We start from the raw sequence: 12,950 nt of genomic DNA on the forward strand, positions 1-12,950 counted from the left end.
GCGTCTCGAAGCATCGGGCGGCCGCGTCTATTGGCGGCCGCCCGGCCCGGCTACTTCAGCTTGGCGTAGGCGGCGGTGAAGCCTTTGAGCGAGACCGGCAGGCCGACCTGCTTGCCGGCCTGGTCGGTGGCGATGACGGTAAGCTGGGTGCCGCCCTTCAGCGCGGCGACGTCGGAATCGCTCATGTTCCAGGGCGCCAGGCAGCCGCCGGGCTCGCAATGGCGGAACGGCAGGCCGCGCGGCTCCGCCTTGTCGACCTGGATGCCCAGGCCCGGCGGCAGCAGCACGCCCAGCGGCATCAGGATCAGGGCGCGCGGCTGGCGCTCATTCTCGCGGTAGCCGATGATGATCATCAGGATATCGCGGTTGCTCTCGCGCTCCTTCACGCTCTGCACCATCTCGCAGCGCTGCGGCGTGGTCTTGGTGCAGCGCACGGTCCAATCCTGCACCCGCTCGGTGGTCAATTCCGGCTGCGCGCCCTGACCCTGTGCGGGCGGGCGCTGCTGCGCGGCAAGCGGCGAGGCGACGACCATGGCGCCGATTACAGCCAGGGCAGCATAGAGGGAACGTCCCGCTTTCATCGGCATGACGCGGTCGATGATATTATAGACCAATTGACTCAAGCTCCTGTGATAACGGCCAGTATACGCAACGCCGGGGTTCCCCGCCCCACGGCGCGCGCCTATTGCTCGGCGAAGGCCTTTTCGATCACGAAATGCCCCGGCGTGGCGTTGCTGCCCTCCACGAACCCCATGGGTTCCAGAAGGCCACGGACATCCTTCAGCATCTGCGGACTGCCGCAGAGCATAACGCGATCCACATCTTTATCCAAAGGCTGCAATCCGATATCGCTGAACAGCTTGCCGCTTTCCATCAGATCGGTGATGCGGCCCTGGTTGCGGAACGCCTCGCGCGTCACGGTCGGGTAGTAGGTCAGCTTCTCGCGCACCATCTCGCCGAAGAACTCGTTGTCCGGCAGCTCGTCGGTGATGGTTTCCATATAGGCCAGCTCCGCCACGGTGCGGCACCCATGGACCAGGATGATCCTCTCGAACCGGTCATAGGCATCGGGATCCTTGATGATGCTCATGAACGGCGCAAGGCCGGTTCCTGTTCCCAGCAGATACAGGTTCCGGCCCGGCAGCAGATTATCCTGCAGCAGCGTGCCGGTCGCCTTGCGGCCGACCAGGATGGTGTCGCCCACCTTCAGATGCTGAAGGCGCGAGGTCAGCGGGCCGTCCTGCACCTTGATGGACAGGAATTCGAGCTGCTCCTCGTAATTGGCGCTGACCATGGAATAGGCGCGCAGGAGCGGCTTGCCACCCTCCTGCTCCAGCCCGATCATGGTGAATTGGCCGTTCAGGAAGCGGAAGGAAGGATCGCGCGTCGCCGTGAAGCTGAACAACGTGTCGGTCCAATGATGGACGCTCGTCACGGTTTCCTTCTGCAGATTGCTCATCGCTCCGTCGCTCTCGGCTGATGCTGGAAAATAGGGTTGTAGGACTGGCTGATATAGCAGCGAGACCTTATTGCAGCGCGGTAAAATAGCAAGACGCCAGTTTGACGCGCACCCTGCTTATATTGAGAGTGCGTAGCAGTTGCAATATAATGCTAAAGCGTCTCGATATAGGCGATCATGCGTTTGCGTTCTCCTTCGTCGGGCAGGCGGCCCTGGCCAGCGCCCAGATTATCGACCACATGGCGCGGGTTGCTGGTGCCGGGAATGACGCAGGTGACCGCCGGGTTCGACAGGATGTATTTCAGGAAGAACTGCCCCCAGCTCGCCGCGTAGGGCTGCGCCCAGTCGGGGACCTCCTTGCCGCGCACCTTGCGGAACAGCCCGCCGCCCTCGAACGGACGGTTCACCAGAATGGCCACGCCCTTGTCCCGCGCCAGCGGCAGCACGCGGCGCTCCGCCTCGCGCACCGCCGGGGAGAAGGCGAGCTGCACGAAATCCGGCGTCTCGGTCTCGATGATGCCGGCTAGCTGGTCCAGCGCGCCGCTGGTGTAATGCGTGACGCCCAGATAGCGGATGCGCCCGGCCGCCTTCCAGTCGCGCAGGGTCGGCAGATGGGTTGGCAGGTCGAGCAGATTATGCACCTGCATCAGATCGATCACCTTGGCCTGCAGCAGCCGGGCGGAGCGTTCCATCTGGCGGATGCCGTCCTCCCGGCCGGTGGTCCACACCTTGGTCGCCAGGAAGGCCTTCGGCCGGGCCTGCATATCGGCCAGCAGATCGCCCACCCGCGCCTCCGCCGCGCCATACATCGGCGAGGAATCGATCACCGTGCCGCCGGCCTCGAACAGCAGCGACAGCACCTCGCGCAGTTGCGCCATCTCCGCCGAATCGCGGTCCACGTCGAATTGCTGCCAGGTGCCCAGCCCGACCACCGGCAGCCTCTCGCCGCTGGACGGGATCGCGCGCCGGATCGGCCCGCCCTCCGGCGCGGCGGCCAGGCCCAGGCTGGGAGCCGCCATCACGCCCAGGCCCGTCAGCCCCGCCAGCTTCAGGAAATCGGCGCGGCTGAGTGCGGTCGCGGGGGAACGGATCATGCTGTGTCTCCTTCGGTTGCCTTACTCAAGGTGCGGTGCCGTCGGCCGATCGCAAGGGACATCAGCAGCCAGACCAGCGAAATCGGCACCGCGACGAGGGCAATTCCCTTCAGCGACAGACCCAGCCCGGCCAGCCCGGCATAGAGCCAGCCGCTGACCGCGTCGCCGCCGCGATAGACCACGGTGTCGAGGAAATTCTTCGATTTGTAGCGCTGCGCCCGCGGCACCGCGGTGAACAGCACCTCGCGCGCCGGCCGGGCGACGGCGTAGTTCGCCGCCCGCCGCAGCCCCTGGAAGCCCAGCAGCGTCAGCACCGCCGGGGCCGCCGCCAGCGTGGCGAAACCGATGGCGGTGAAGGCCGGCAGCAGCGCCAGCCCGGCGCCGACCCCGGCCCAGGCCATCAGCCGGCCGGTCACCAGCATCTGCAACAGCAGCGTGACGATATTCACCGTCAGGTCGATCAGCGCGAATATCCGCGTGCGTTCCGCCGAATCGTCGAAAGCGGCGGCGACGATCTCCGCCTGCTGGAAATACAGGAAGGTCGATGTCCAGGTATAGAACAGGACATAGAGCGCGATCAGCATCAGATAGCGCGAGCGGAACAGCTCGGTAGCGCCGCTGAACACACCGCCCTCCACTGGTCTTTCCGGTGTTTCGGCGCGAAACCCGTGCCGTCCCAGCGCCCGGATGCAGAGCACGGCGAGTTGCAGCAGCGCGATGGAGATCAGCAGCAGATTGACCGGCCCCAGCGGCACCGCCAGCCCGGCGGTCAGCAGCGGCCCCAGCATCGCGCCGGCCGTGCCACCGGCGGCAATCGCGCCGAACAGCCGCCTGCCCTGCCCCTCGGTGAAGATATCGGCCAGATAGGACCAGAACACGGAAACCACGAACAGGTTGAACACGCTGACCCACACGAAGAAGATCCGCGCCAGCGCCACATTCGCCGGGTCCAGCCGGAACAGCAGGAAGAAGACCAGCAGATTGGCGCTGAAAAAATGATAGACCGCCGGCATGAAGCGCCGGCGCGGATAGCGTGAAACCAGCCAGCCATAGGCCGGCACGGCGGCCAGCATCGCCAGGAAAGTGGCGCTGAAGAGCCATTGCAGGTTCCGCGTGCCGCCGATCACCCCCATCTCGTCGCGAATCGGCCGCAGGATGTAATAGGCCGACAGCAGGCAGAAGAAATAGCCGAAGGCCAGCAGGAAGGCCGACGCCTCCCCCGGCCGCACCGAGACGAAGCGCCCGATCAGCCGATGGAGTCGCTGCGGGAACGGTCGGGCGACGTCGATCATGCGGTATCTCGTTCTAAATATGGCGGGATCCCGCCTTCACAGATAAGGGATTGCCCAAAAAGAACCAGAATTTTCCCGCCCCATTCGACGGAAACTGGGCGAAAGCCCGTTCAGGAACAAAGCGTGTGAAACAAGCGTTACACATTGTCGATAGCGCGGAAATCCGGGAGCAACCCGGCGCTGCGCCAAGCAGAAGGACCAGACGCGATGACCGATAAAAAGTCTGATTCAACTCCGGAGACGACCCGGGACGCTTCCCGGGCGACGGCCATTGGACGCCGTGCCATGCTGGTGAAACTCGGCCTCGCCGCCGGTATCGCCTATGCCGCGCCGACCTTGCTGAACCTGAATGCGGCCCATGCCTCGCCGGGCAGTAGAGGCAGCAAGGGCAGCAGAGGGAGCCGCGGCAGCCGCGGCCATCACCACGGGCCCCACCACGGGCACCGCAAAGGTCCGCCGCACGGTCATCGCCATCATTACCGGCACAGCCATCTGCGCGGCAGCTGGGGCAGCCGCCCGAGCCGCGGGCGCTATTTCTACCGCGACCGCGCGATCAGCTACGGCGAGTGGCTGGAATTGCGCATCCGCCTGTAATCGAGCCCCCCTTTTGGCGCCACGGAGAATGGAGAGACTTATCGCATGCTGGTGAAGTTCGCGGGCATTAGCCGGCCTGTGGCCTTCATCGGCTGCGAGAATCTGTTGCCTTATGTGCTGAAGATCGTGCCGGGCTGGCCCTGGGTCATCGCGACCGACGAGACGGAAAGCCCGGTCGTGACGGTCAGCAAGGAGGGCGAGACATACGCCATTTCCTCCCCTATCCAGGATGGCGCGCTGCATCATGAAAGCGAGCTGAGCGCGGCTTGCAGCCTGGTCGTCGATTTGGTGGAGGCGCGCACCCGCGAAGCCGGCGAGCTATGCCTGCATGGCGCGGCGGCCATCTTCTCCGGGCGGCTGGTGGTGTTTCCCGCCTTGCGCCGGGCCGGCAAGAGCACGCTGATGGCCCGGCTGGCCGCCGCCGGGCAGCGTATTTTCGCCGACGATCTGCTGGGCGTCTGCCCCGATGACATGACCGGCCTGTCCTTCGGCGCGGCCCCGCGCCTGCGCCTGCCGCTGCCGGCCCGCGCCGGCAAGACATTCCGCGACTTCGCGGCGGCGCGCGGCGGACTGTCGGACGGGCATTACCTCTATCTCGACCTGCCGACCGAACTGCTGGCCGGCCACGGCGAGGCGGTGCCGCTGGGCGCGTTCGTGCTGCTGGAGCGGCGCGCGACCGGCCGGGCGGCGCTGGTGCCCGCCAGGCGCACCGTTGGGCTGCGCCATTTGATCGCGCAGAGCCTGGCCTCGGCTCACGAACCGGCCGAGATCGTGCAGCGCCTGCGCCGGCTGGCCGACGAGGTGCCTTGCTTCACCCTGCGCTACAGCAATCTCGACGAAGCGGCCAGCCTGCTGCATGAGAGTTTCGTGAGCTGGCCGTCGGAGCCGACCCGCGCCGAGCTGGCGGCGGAACCGGCCTCGGTGAAGGCGGAGACGCGCCCGCTGCCGGTCTCGCCGCTGCCCCGGCGGCGGCGGCGGGTCAGCGAGCATCCGTACATGCGGCTGCCGGCGGTATCCAGCCATGAGGTGGATGGGGAGATTTTCCTGACCGACCCGCGCAACGGCGCGATCCACCATCTGAACCTGATGGCCTCCGGCCTGTGGCGGCTGCTGGCCGAACCGATCACGCCCGAGGAAGCGGTGGAGGTGGTCCATACCGCCTTTCCGAACCTGCAACGCCAGCGGCTGGAGCGCGACGTCTCTGCCCTGTTCTCGCATCTGCTGGAAAATGGGCTGATCGACCGGCCAGATGCCGGGCCGGCCGTCCTGTCCAATGCGGCCAGGTCCAATGCGGCCAGCGGATTCAGACGCCGAACAGCTGGCCCAGCAGGAAGCCAATCGCCAGCAATATCCCATAGATCACGCCCGAGACGATGACCAGGCTCACGATTCCGATCGCCAGGCCGATCAGGATCGCCAGCCCGTCACGCTCCAGCAGGCCCAGCGCCAGCACCGACACCGCGATCGCCGGCAGCATGTTGCCCAGCGGGATCGGCAGGAAGATGATGACCGCCAGCACCAGGATGACGGCGCCGAGCAGCCGTTCCGCCTGCGGGCCGGTCAGCGCCAGATAGCGCGGCTTCAAGAAGGTTTCGGCGCGCAGCAGATAGGGCCGCATGCGGTCCACCGCCTTGCGGAAATCGGCGGTCGCCAGCGACCGGTCGGCAATCACCGCCGGCAACCAGGGGTGCGGGTGGCCCAGCATCAACTGGCCTGCCAGGAACACCAGCGGCGCGCCCAGCAGGGCGGTGATGCCGGGGATCGGAATCGGCAGCGCCGCCAGCCCGGCGAACACCAGGATCAGCGCGCCGAAGGCCCGCTCGCCAAACACCGTGAGAAGGTTGGCGACGGAAATACGGCCGCTGGCGTTCGCCAGCACCTCCTCCAGCATGTCGGAGAGGTGGCGGCCGTTTCTGTGCGGGCTCTGGGGGGAGGCTGAGTCGGTGGTCATGCGGCTCCAGGGGCTGGCTTCAGCCGCAGCATATGGCCCCATGCCGCAAGCCGATCAATAGGTCGCACGGCCCCCCGACAGGTCGAACACCGCCCCGGTGGTGAAGGAATTCTCCGCCGAGACCATCCAGGCGACCATGGCGGCGATCTCGTCCACCTCGACGAAGCGGGCGCGCGGAATCTTCTGCAGCATGTAGTCGATATGGCTCTGCGTCATCTGGTCGAAGATGCGGGTCTTCGCCGCCGCCGGGGTGATGCAGTTGACCGCGATGTCGTGGCCCGCCAGCTCCTTGCCCAGCGACTTGGTCAGCGCGATCACGCCGGCCTTGGCGGCCGAATAGGCGGCGGCGTTGGGGTTGCCCTCCTTGCCGGCGATGGAGGCGGTGTTGGCGATGCGGCCATAGCCGCGCTGGATCATGCCCGGCACCACCGCCTTGCAGCAATGGAACACGCCGTTCAGATCGATATCGAGAACCCGCCGCCATTCCTCGACCGGGTAGTCGGCCACCGTGGTGTTCATGCCGGCGATGCCGGCGTTGCAGACCAGAATGTCGATGCCGCCCAGCGCCTCGACCGTCCGCGCCTCGGCCTGCGCCACGGCCGCGTAGTCCGTCACGTCGACCGGGATGCCGGCGGTCTTGCCGGATAATTCGGCCAGCACCTTCCTGGTCAGCCCTTCGTCGGCGTCCCAGATGGCGACGGCGGCGCCGGACAGCAGCAGCCGCTTGGTGATCGCAAGGCCGATGCCCTGCGCGCCGCCGGTCACCACGGCCCGGCGGCCCTTCAGATCGATCTGGTTCATGGATGTTGCCCTTATTCTTTCACGGCTCCGGTCATCGACGAGACGTAATGCTCGACGAAGAAGGAATACAGGATGACCACCGGCAGCGAGCCCAACAAGGCCCCGGCCATCAGCGAGCCCCATTCATACACGTCGGAGCGCACAAGCTCCGTCAGCACGCCGACCGGCACGGTCTTGTTCTCCGACGAGCCGATGAAGGTCAGCGCGTAGATGAACTCGTTCCAGGACAGGGTGAAGGCGAAGATGCCGGCCGAGATCAGCCCCGGCACCGAGAGCGGCAGGATGATCTTGGTGAGGATCTGCAGCCGCGTCGCCCCGTCGATCAGCGCGCACTCCTCCAGCTCAAACGGGATGGAACGGAAATAGCCCATCAGCAGCCAGGTGCAGAACGGAATCAGGAAGGTGGGATAGGTCAGGATCAGCGCCCATTGCGTATCGTAGATGCCGAACTTGAACACCAGCAGCGCCAGCGGAATGAACAGGATCGACGGCGGCACCAGATAAGCCAGGAAAATGCCGACGCCGACCATGCGCGAGCCCTGAAAGCGCAGCCGCTCGATAGCGTAGGCCGCCAGCACCGAGCACACCACCGACAGCACGGTGGACGCCACCGCGATGACCATCGTGTTCCACAGCCAGCCGGGATAGGAGGTCTCGAACAGCAGGTACTTGATGTGGTCCAGCGTCGGCTCGACCACCCAGAACGGGCTGTAATTATCGTAATCGGTCAGCTGGTGGTTCGGCTTCACCGAGGTGATCGCCATCCAGTAGAACGGAAACAGCAGCACGAACACGAAGACGGCCAGCGGCAAATACAGCACCACGATGCGGCGTGGCAGCTTCTCCAGATAGCCCATGCCGCCATCGTCGCCGGATTTGCCGGCTGACGAAGCGTGCGGGTTGTGCGTCGCGTCGGTCACGGCCCTCTCCTTAATCCTGCCCGCCATGCTGCCAGCGCCGCCGTTGCAGCCCGAAATAGCTGAACAGGATGGCCGACAGCAGGAACGGGATCATCGCCGTGGCGATGGCCGCGCCCTCGCCCAGGAACCCGCCGGGAATGGCGCGCTGGAAGCTCAAGGTCGCCATCAGATGGGTGGCGTTGATCGGCCCGCCGCGGGTCAGCACATAGATCAGCTGGAAGTCGGTGAAGGTGAACAGCACCGAGAAGGTCATCACCACCGCGATGATCGGGGTGAGCAGCGGCAGGGTGATATAGCGGAAGCGCTGCCAGGGCGTGGTGCCGTCCAGCGTCGCCGCCTCATAGAGCGATTGCGGGATGGTCTGCAAGCCGGCCAGCAGCGAGATGGCGACGAAGGGAATGCCGCGCCAGACATTGGCGGCGATCACGCTCCAGCGCGCGTTCCAAGTGTCGCCGAGGAAATTGATGTTGGCCTCGATCAGCCCCATCTCCCGCAGCGCCCAGGAGATGATGGAGAATTGCGCGTCATAGATCCACCAGAAGGCGATCGCCGACAGCACCGTCGGCACCACCCAGGGCAGCAGCACGATGGCGCGGAAGAAGGCCTTGAACGGCATGTGCTGGTTCAGCAGCAAGGCCAGCCACAGCCCCAGGCCGAATTTGAGGATCGAGGCCACGACGGTGTAGAGGATGGTGTTGAACACCGACAGCCAGAACACGGTGTCGGTCCACATCAGCTCGAAATTCTCCAGCCCGATGAAGATGCCGGGCCGGCCGATGCGGGTGTCGGTGAAGCCCAGCCAGACGCCGAGCCCCAGCGGATAGGTCAGGAACAGCAGCAGCAGCGCGGCGGCCGGCAGCATGAACAGCAGGCCGAGGAAATGCCGGTTCGACATCATCCTTTCCAGCAACCCGGCCGGGGCTGGCATGCCCCGGGGTATACGCCCCTGGGGCGTACGGCCCTGGGATGTATGGTCGGCGTCCACGGCCATCGATCTATCCTTGCACGATCATGGGCAGGTACTGTGCTGAAGGGCGGCCCCGCCCGGCCCGAAAGGGCGAGAGCGGGGCCGGTTCCATCAGGATCGCATCAGACGCGGTAATAGCGGTTGGCGCGCGCTTCCGCCCGCTTGGCCGCCTCTTCCGGGGTGCGCTGGCCGGTCGCGGCCTCCGCCACCATGTCGACGACCACGTAATCCGCCATCACCCCGGCCGAGGCATAGCCCAGCGTGCCGGCATAGCCGTTGGTGCGCAGCAAGTCCGACGCCTTGGCGTAAGCCACATGGTTCGGGTCCGAGGTCCAGACCGGGTTGTTGGCGAACGCCTTCAGCGTCTGGCAGCAATAGGCGCTGGATTGCTTGATCCATTCCTGCATCTGCGCTTCCTCGAACATGAATTGCAGATAGGCCTTCGCCGCGTTCGGGTATTTGGTGTGCTTGAAGATGATGTTGGAGGTGATCTGATACAGCTCCGCCGCCACGCCGGTCGGACCGACAGGGAACGGCGTGGTGCGGATATCCTTCGCCATGTCCTGAAGCTTGGGATCGTTCTTGGCCGCGTAGTAGAGCGACACGCCATTGGCGGTCAGGCCAATCTCGCCGGCCAGGAAGGCGCGGTTGTTGTTCACATCCAGCCAGCTTTCCGTGCCGGGAATGTAGGTCTTATACAGCTCATGCGCGTATTTCAGGCTGGCGATGGTCTCCGGGCTGTTGACCACGACCTTGTTATTCTCGTCGACCAGCCGCCCGCCATGGCTCCACAGCAGCCAATGCGCGAAGTTGCTGCCGTCACCGACCGCGTGGCCATGCGCGAAGCCCGCCGGGTGGCCCTTCGCCTTCAAGGCCTTGCACAGCTCCAGGAAGCCCGCCGTATCCTTCGGGAATTCCTTGAAGCCGGCCTCGTTCATCCAGCTTTCGCGGTAGCAGATGGCGTTGCCGATGGTCGCCAGCGGCAGGCCGATGAACTTGCCGTCGCGCTTGGCGTAGCTGGCCGGCCCTTCGTACCAGCCGCCATATTTCTTGCCCAGATAATCGGCCAGGTCGGTCACGTCCAGCAGCTTGTCCGGGTACTGATGCGGATCGTCGAACCACACGAACATGATGTCCGGGCCGGAGCCGACATTGGCGGCCACCGCAGCCTTCGGGCGGATATCCTCCCAGCTTTCCTTGTCGATGCGGACCTTGACGCCGGTCTCCTTGGTGAATTTCTCGGTATTGGCGATCCAGCTATCCTCGTCGCCCTTCACGAAGGCGGACCAGCGCAGCACGCGCAGCTCCGCCCCCTTCTCCGGCGTATAGTTCAGCTTGGTCTGGCCGAAGGCCGGCGCGCCGCCGCGCAGGGCCGGCATGACCGCACCGGCGGCCACGCCCGCCGCGGTGCCGAGAAGTATGTCGCGTCTGGTGATCGTCATTTCTCGTCTCCTCCTGGGTTGCGCGGGCTATTGCAATGGCCTCTGCGGGCCTCCCGCTGTCAGCTACGCCTGGTAACGCCCTGGCCGATTCGCTCGGCTTCTGCCTTGTCCTCCAGAATGCACGGCCGCTAGAGCCGCCTGCCCGTCTCGCCATCGAACAGATGGACCAGCCCCGGTTCCGGCTTCAGCGGAATGATGTCGCCGGGGCCGACGGTTACGCGTTCGCGCAGCACCGCCACCACCTCCTGGCCGCCCAGCTTGGCGAAGACCTGCGTCTCCGAGCCGGTCGGCTCCACCACCACAACCTCCGCCGGCAACCCGCCCTCCGCGATATGCAGATGCTCCGGGCGGATGCCGTAAACCACGGGCCGGCCGTCCAGATTGGCCGTTCCGCCATTCATGTCCGGCCCCAGCGGCAGGTCGATGCCGCTGTCGCTCTTCACCGAGGCCACGCCGTTCACGGCACCGCGCCCCTTGATGAAGTTCATCGCCGGGGAGCCGATGAAGCCGGCGACGAACAGATTGTCCGGCCGGTCGTACAGATCGAGCGGCGCGCCCATCTGCTCGACGATGCCGTCATGCATGACGACGATCTTGTCGGCCATGGTCATGGCTTCGATCTGGTCGTGGGTGACGTAGATGGTGGTGGTCTTCAGGCGCTGATGCAGCTCCTTGATCTCGGTGCGCATCTGCACGCGCAGCTTGGCGTCCAGGTTCGACAAAGGCTCGTCGAACAGGAACACCTGCGGATCGCGCACGATGGCCCGGCCCATCGCCACGCGCTGGCGCTGCCCGCCGGAAAGCTGACGCGGATACCGCTCGAGATAGGGGGTGAGGCCCAGAATCTCCGCCGCGCGCTTCACCCTTGCGTCCATGTCCGCCTTGGGTGCCTTGCGCAGCTTCATGGAGAAGGCCATGTTCTCGCCCACCGTCATATGCGGGTAGAGCGCGTAATTCTGGAACACCATGGCGATGTCGCGCTCTTTCGGCGGCACCTGGTTCACCACCCGGTCGGCGATGGCGATCTCCCCGCCGGTGACGCTCTCCAGCCCGGCGATCATGCGCAGCAGGGTGGATTTGCCGCAGCCCGAGGGGCCGACCAGGATGACGAATTCGCCATCCTCTATGTCGATGGATACGCCGTGGATGATTTCAACTTGGCCGAAAGCCTTGCGCACGTCCCGGATAGCCACGGACGCCATAAGCGAATCTCCCTTTACACCACCCTTTAAAGGATTGGCTTATTTAGTTTTTATGAATTGAGTATACGGTGCGCCGACTAGTCCCGCAAGGCGGTAACTGTATTTAACCCAATCTCTTCCGCCTGGGGTTGCATTAGTGAAGGCGGAACAGCGGCTGGTTGGCCTGGCTGCCGCCTAGATTTTGCCGCCCATCTCATCCTCGATGTGGATGCGCACGATCTCCTCGAAGGTGCTCTCGGCCTTAAAGCCCAGCGCCAGGGCGCGCCTGGTGTCGAAATTGCGCGGCCAGCCGGCGACGATGCGCGCGATGGTCGGGTCTTCCTCGCGGCGGATCAGCTTCACCGCCTTCTCGCCGGCGATGGCGCGCAGCGCCGCGATCTGCTCCCCCACCGTGACCGACAGGCCGGGCATGGACAGGGTGCGGCGCGGACCAACCGTCTCGCCGGCGATGGTGGCGGCATGCAGCAGGAAGCCCACCGCCGCGCGCGGGCTGGCGTGCCAGTGGCGCACATCCTCGGACACCGGCAGCACCGCCTCCTGCCCGGCCAGCGGCTCGCGGATGATGTTGGAGAAGAAGCCCGACGCCGCCTTGTTCGGCTTGCCCGGCCGTACGCAGATGGTCGGCAGGCGGATGCCGATGCCGTCGACGAAGCCCTTGCGGGTGTAATCCGCCAGCAGCAGCTCGCCAATGGCTTTCTGCGTGCCGTAGCTGGTCAGCGGCGCCGACAGGAACTCGTCGCCGATGGCCTCGGGGAAGGGCGATCCAAACACCGCGATGGAGGAGGTGAAGACCAGGCGCGGCTTGTACTCCGGCCCGCCGGTCCGGCGAATCGCCTCCAGCAGGTAGCGCGTGCCGTCCAGATTGATGCGGTAGCCCTTCTCGAACTCCGCCTCGGCCTCGCCGGAGACGATGGCCGCCAGATGGAAGATCACGTCCGGCTTCGGCGCCACCAGATGCCCCGCCGCCGTCGGCTGCGACAGGTCGGCCGGCTCCATCTCGATCGGAAAGGCCGCCATCGACGGCCGTTCCGGCGCGATCACGTCGACCAGATGCAGATGGCTGATCTGCGCGCCCCCCAGCGTGCCATCCTTCACCAGCCGCTCGGTCAGCTTCCGCCCCACCATGCCCGCCGCCCCGATGATCAAGATACGCATGCGGTATTCTCCCTGTTTGTTCAGCCATATCTTCGATACGGCTTTTCTTTCTTCCCTCGCCCCGGAAGGGGAG

13 protein-coding genes are annotated in these 12,950 nt (G+C 65.5%); 2 read left to right on the forward strand and 11 right to left on the reverse strand.

Going from position 1 to position 12,950, the window contains the following annotated elements; genetic code table 11:
• Positions 1–50 precede the first annotated feature (50 nt).
• The 4 genes from AUP43_RS18145 to AUP43_RS18160 form a co-directional block, all read right to left on the reverse strand.
• Positions 51–614: an invasion associated locus B family protein gene (locus AUP43_RS18145; protein WP_067560317.1), complete on the reverse strand. Its 564-nt coding sequence runs from the start codon at positions 612–614 to the stop codon at positions 51–53.
• Positions 615–682: 68 nt separating this feature from the next.
• On the reverse strand, positions 683–1,459 hold the full coding sequence (locus AUP43_RS18150) for a ferredoxin--NADP reductase (protein WP_067560318.1): 777 nt from the start codon (positions 1,457–1,459) through the stop codon (positions 683–685).
• Between the two features lie 152 nt (positions 1,460–1,611).
• On the reverse strand, positions 1,612–2,553 hold the full coding sequence (locus AUP43_RS18155; protein ID WP_067560319.1) for an aldo/keto reductase: 942 nt from the start codon (positions 2,551–2,553) through the stop codon (positions 1,612–1,614).
• Positions 2,550–3,845 carry an NTP/NDP exchange transporter gene (locus tag AUP43_RS18160; protein ID WP_067560320.1) on the reverse strand — a complete coding sequence of 432 codons (1,296 nt, stop codon included), beginning with the start codon at positions 3,843–3,845 and terminating at the stop codon, positions 2,550–2,552. Before AUP43_RS18160 ends, AUP43_RS18155 begins: the two co-directional genes overlap by 4 nt.
• A 207-nt stretch (positions 3,846–4,052) precedes the next feature.
• Here AUP43_RS18160 and AUP43_RS18165 point away from each other — a divergent pair, with 207 nt between their 5' ends.
• Both AUP43_RS18165 and AUP43_RS18170 read left to right on the forward strand, forming a co-directional pair.
• Positions 4,053–4,439, forward strand: coding sequence for a hypothetical protein (locus AUP43_RS18165; RefSeq protein ID WP_157089423.1), 387 nt, complete (start codon positions 4,053–4,055; stop codon positions 4,437–4,439).
• A gap of 45 nt (positions 4,440–4,484) precedes the next feature.
• Positions 4,485–5,816 carry a PqqD family protein gene (locus AUP43_RS18170; protein WP_067560322.1) on the forward strand — a complete coding sequence of 444 codons (1,332 nt, stop codon included), beginning with the start codon at positions 4,485–4,487 and terminating at the stop codon, positions 5,814–5,816.
• Here the strand turns inward: AUP43_RS18170 and AUP43_RS18175 are convergent.
• The 7 genes from AUP43_RS18175 to denD form a co-directional block, all read right to left on the reverse strand.
• Complete coding sequence (locus AUP43_RS18175; RefSeq protein WP_067560323.1) at positions 5,743–6,390, reverse strand: exopolysaccharide biosynthesis protein; 648 nt, start codon at positions 6,388–6,390, stop codon at positions 5,743–5,745. The two genes, AUP43_RS18170 and AUP43_RS18175, sit on opposite strands and share 74 nt — an antisense overlap.
• A 54-nt stretch (positions 6,391–6,444) precedes the next feature.
• On the reverse strand, positions 6,445–7,191 hold the full coding sequence (locus tag AUP43_RS18180; RefSeq protein ID WP_067560324.1) for an SDR family NAD(P)-dependent oxidoreductase: 747 nt from the start codon (positions 7,189–7,191) through the stop codon (positions 6,445–6,447).
• Between the two features lie 11 nt (positions 7,192–7,202).
• The gene (locus AUP43_RS18185; protein WP_232315215.1) at positions 7,203–8,111 is read right to left on the reverse strand and encodes a carbohydrate ABC transporter permease; all 909 of its coding nucleotides are present in this window, start codon (positions 8,109–8,111) and stop codon (positions 7,203–7,205) included.
• 10 nt (positions 8,112–8,121) lie between these two features.
• Positions 8,122–9,039, reverse strand: a complete 918-nt coding sequence (locus AUP43_RS18190; protein WP_067560325.1) for a carbohydrate ABC transporter permease — start codon at positions 9,037–9,039, stop codon at positions 8,122–8,124.
• A gap of 161 nt (positions 9,040–9,200) precedes the next feature.
• Entirely contained in the window at positions 9,201–10,520 is a 1,320-nt protein-coding gene (locus tag AUP43_RS18195; protein ID WP_067560326.1) for an ABC transporter substrate-binding protein, read from the reverse strand.
• A gap of 128 nt (positions 10,521–10,648) precedes the next feature.
• Positions 10,649–11,722, reverse strand: coding sequence for an ABC transporter ATP-binding protein (locus tag AUP43_RS18200; RefSeq protein ID WP_067560327.1), 1,074 nt, complete (start codon positions 11,720–11,722; stop codon positions 10,649–10,651).
• A gap of 174 nt (positions 11,723–11,896) precedes the next feature.
• The gene (gene denD, locus AUP43_RS18205; RefSeq protein ID WP_067560328.1) at positions 11,897–12,877 is read right to left on the reverse strand and encodes a D-erythronate dehydrogenase; all 981 of its coding nucleotides are present in this window, start codon (positions 12,875–12,877) and stop codon (positions 11,897–11,899) included.
• Between the last annotated feature and the right edge of the window lie 73 nt (positions 12,878–12,950).

This window comes from Oceanibaculum pacificum, from assembly GCF_001618175.1.
GTDB classification, from domain to species: Bacteria; Pseudomonadota; Alphaproteobacteria; order Oceanibaculales; family Oceanibaculaceae; genus Oceanibaculum; species Oceanibaculum pacificum.

Coding starts and splice junctions, on each gene's coding strand:
- AUP43_RS18200 (WP_067560327.1), bottom strand. CDS start 11,722: ATGGCGTCCGTGGCTATCCGGGACGTGCGCAAGGCTTTCGGCCAAGTT.
- AUP43_RS18150 (WP_067560318.1), bottom strand. CDS start 1,459: ATGAGCAATCTGCAGAAGGAAACCGTGACGAGCGTCCATCATTGGACC.
- AUP43_RS18165 (WP_157089423.1), top strand. CDS start 4,053: ATGACCGATAAAAAGTCTGATTCAACTCCGGAGACGACCCGGGACGCT.
- AUP43_RS18175 (WP_067560323.1), bottom strand. CDS start 6,390: ATGACCACCGACTCAGCCTCCCCCCAGAGCCCGCACAGAAACGGCCGC.
- AUP43_RS18155 (WP_067560319.1), bottom strand. CDS start 2,553: ATGATCCGTTCCCCCGCGACCGCACTCAGCCGCGCCGATTTCCTGAAG.
- AUP43_RS18170 (WP_067560322.1), top strand. CDS start 4,485: ATGCTGGTGAAGTTCGCGGGCATTAGCCGGCCTGTGGCCTTCATCGGC.
- AUP43_RS18180 (WP_067560324.1), bottom strand. CDS start 7,191: ATGAACCAGATCGATCTGAAGGGCCGCCGGGCCGTGGTGACCGGCGGC.
- AUP43_RS18195 (WP_067560326.1), bottom strand. CDS start 10,520: ATGACGATCACCAGACGCGACATACTTCTCGGCACCGCGGCGGGCGTG.
- AUP43_RS18190 (WP_067560325.1), bottom strand. CDS start 9,039: ATGCCAGCCCCGGCCGGGTTGCTGGAAAGGATGATGTCGAACCGGCAT.
- denD (WP_067560328.1), bottom strand. CDS start 12,877: ATGCGTATCTTGATCATCGGGGCGGCGGGCATGGTGGGGCGGAAGCTG.
- AUP43_RS18160 (WP_067560320.1), bottom strand. CDS start 3,845: ATGATCGACGTCGCCCGACCGTTCCCGCAGCGACTCCATCGGCTGATC.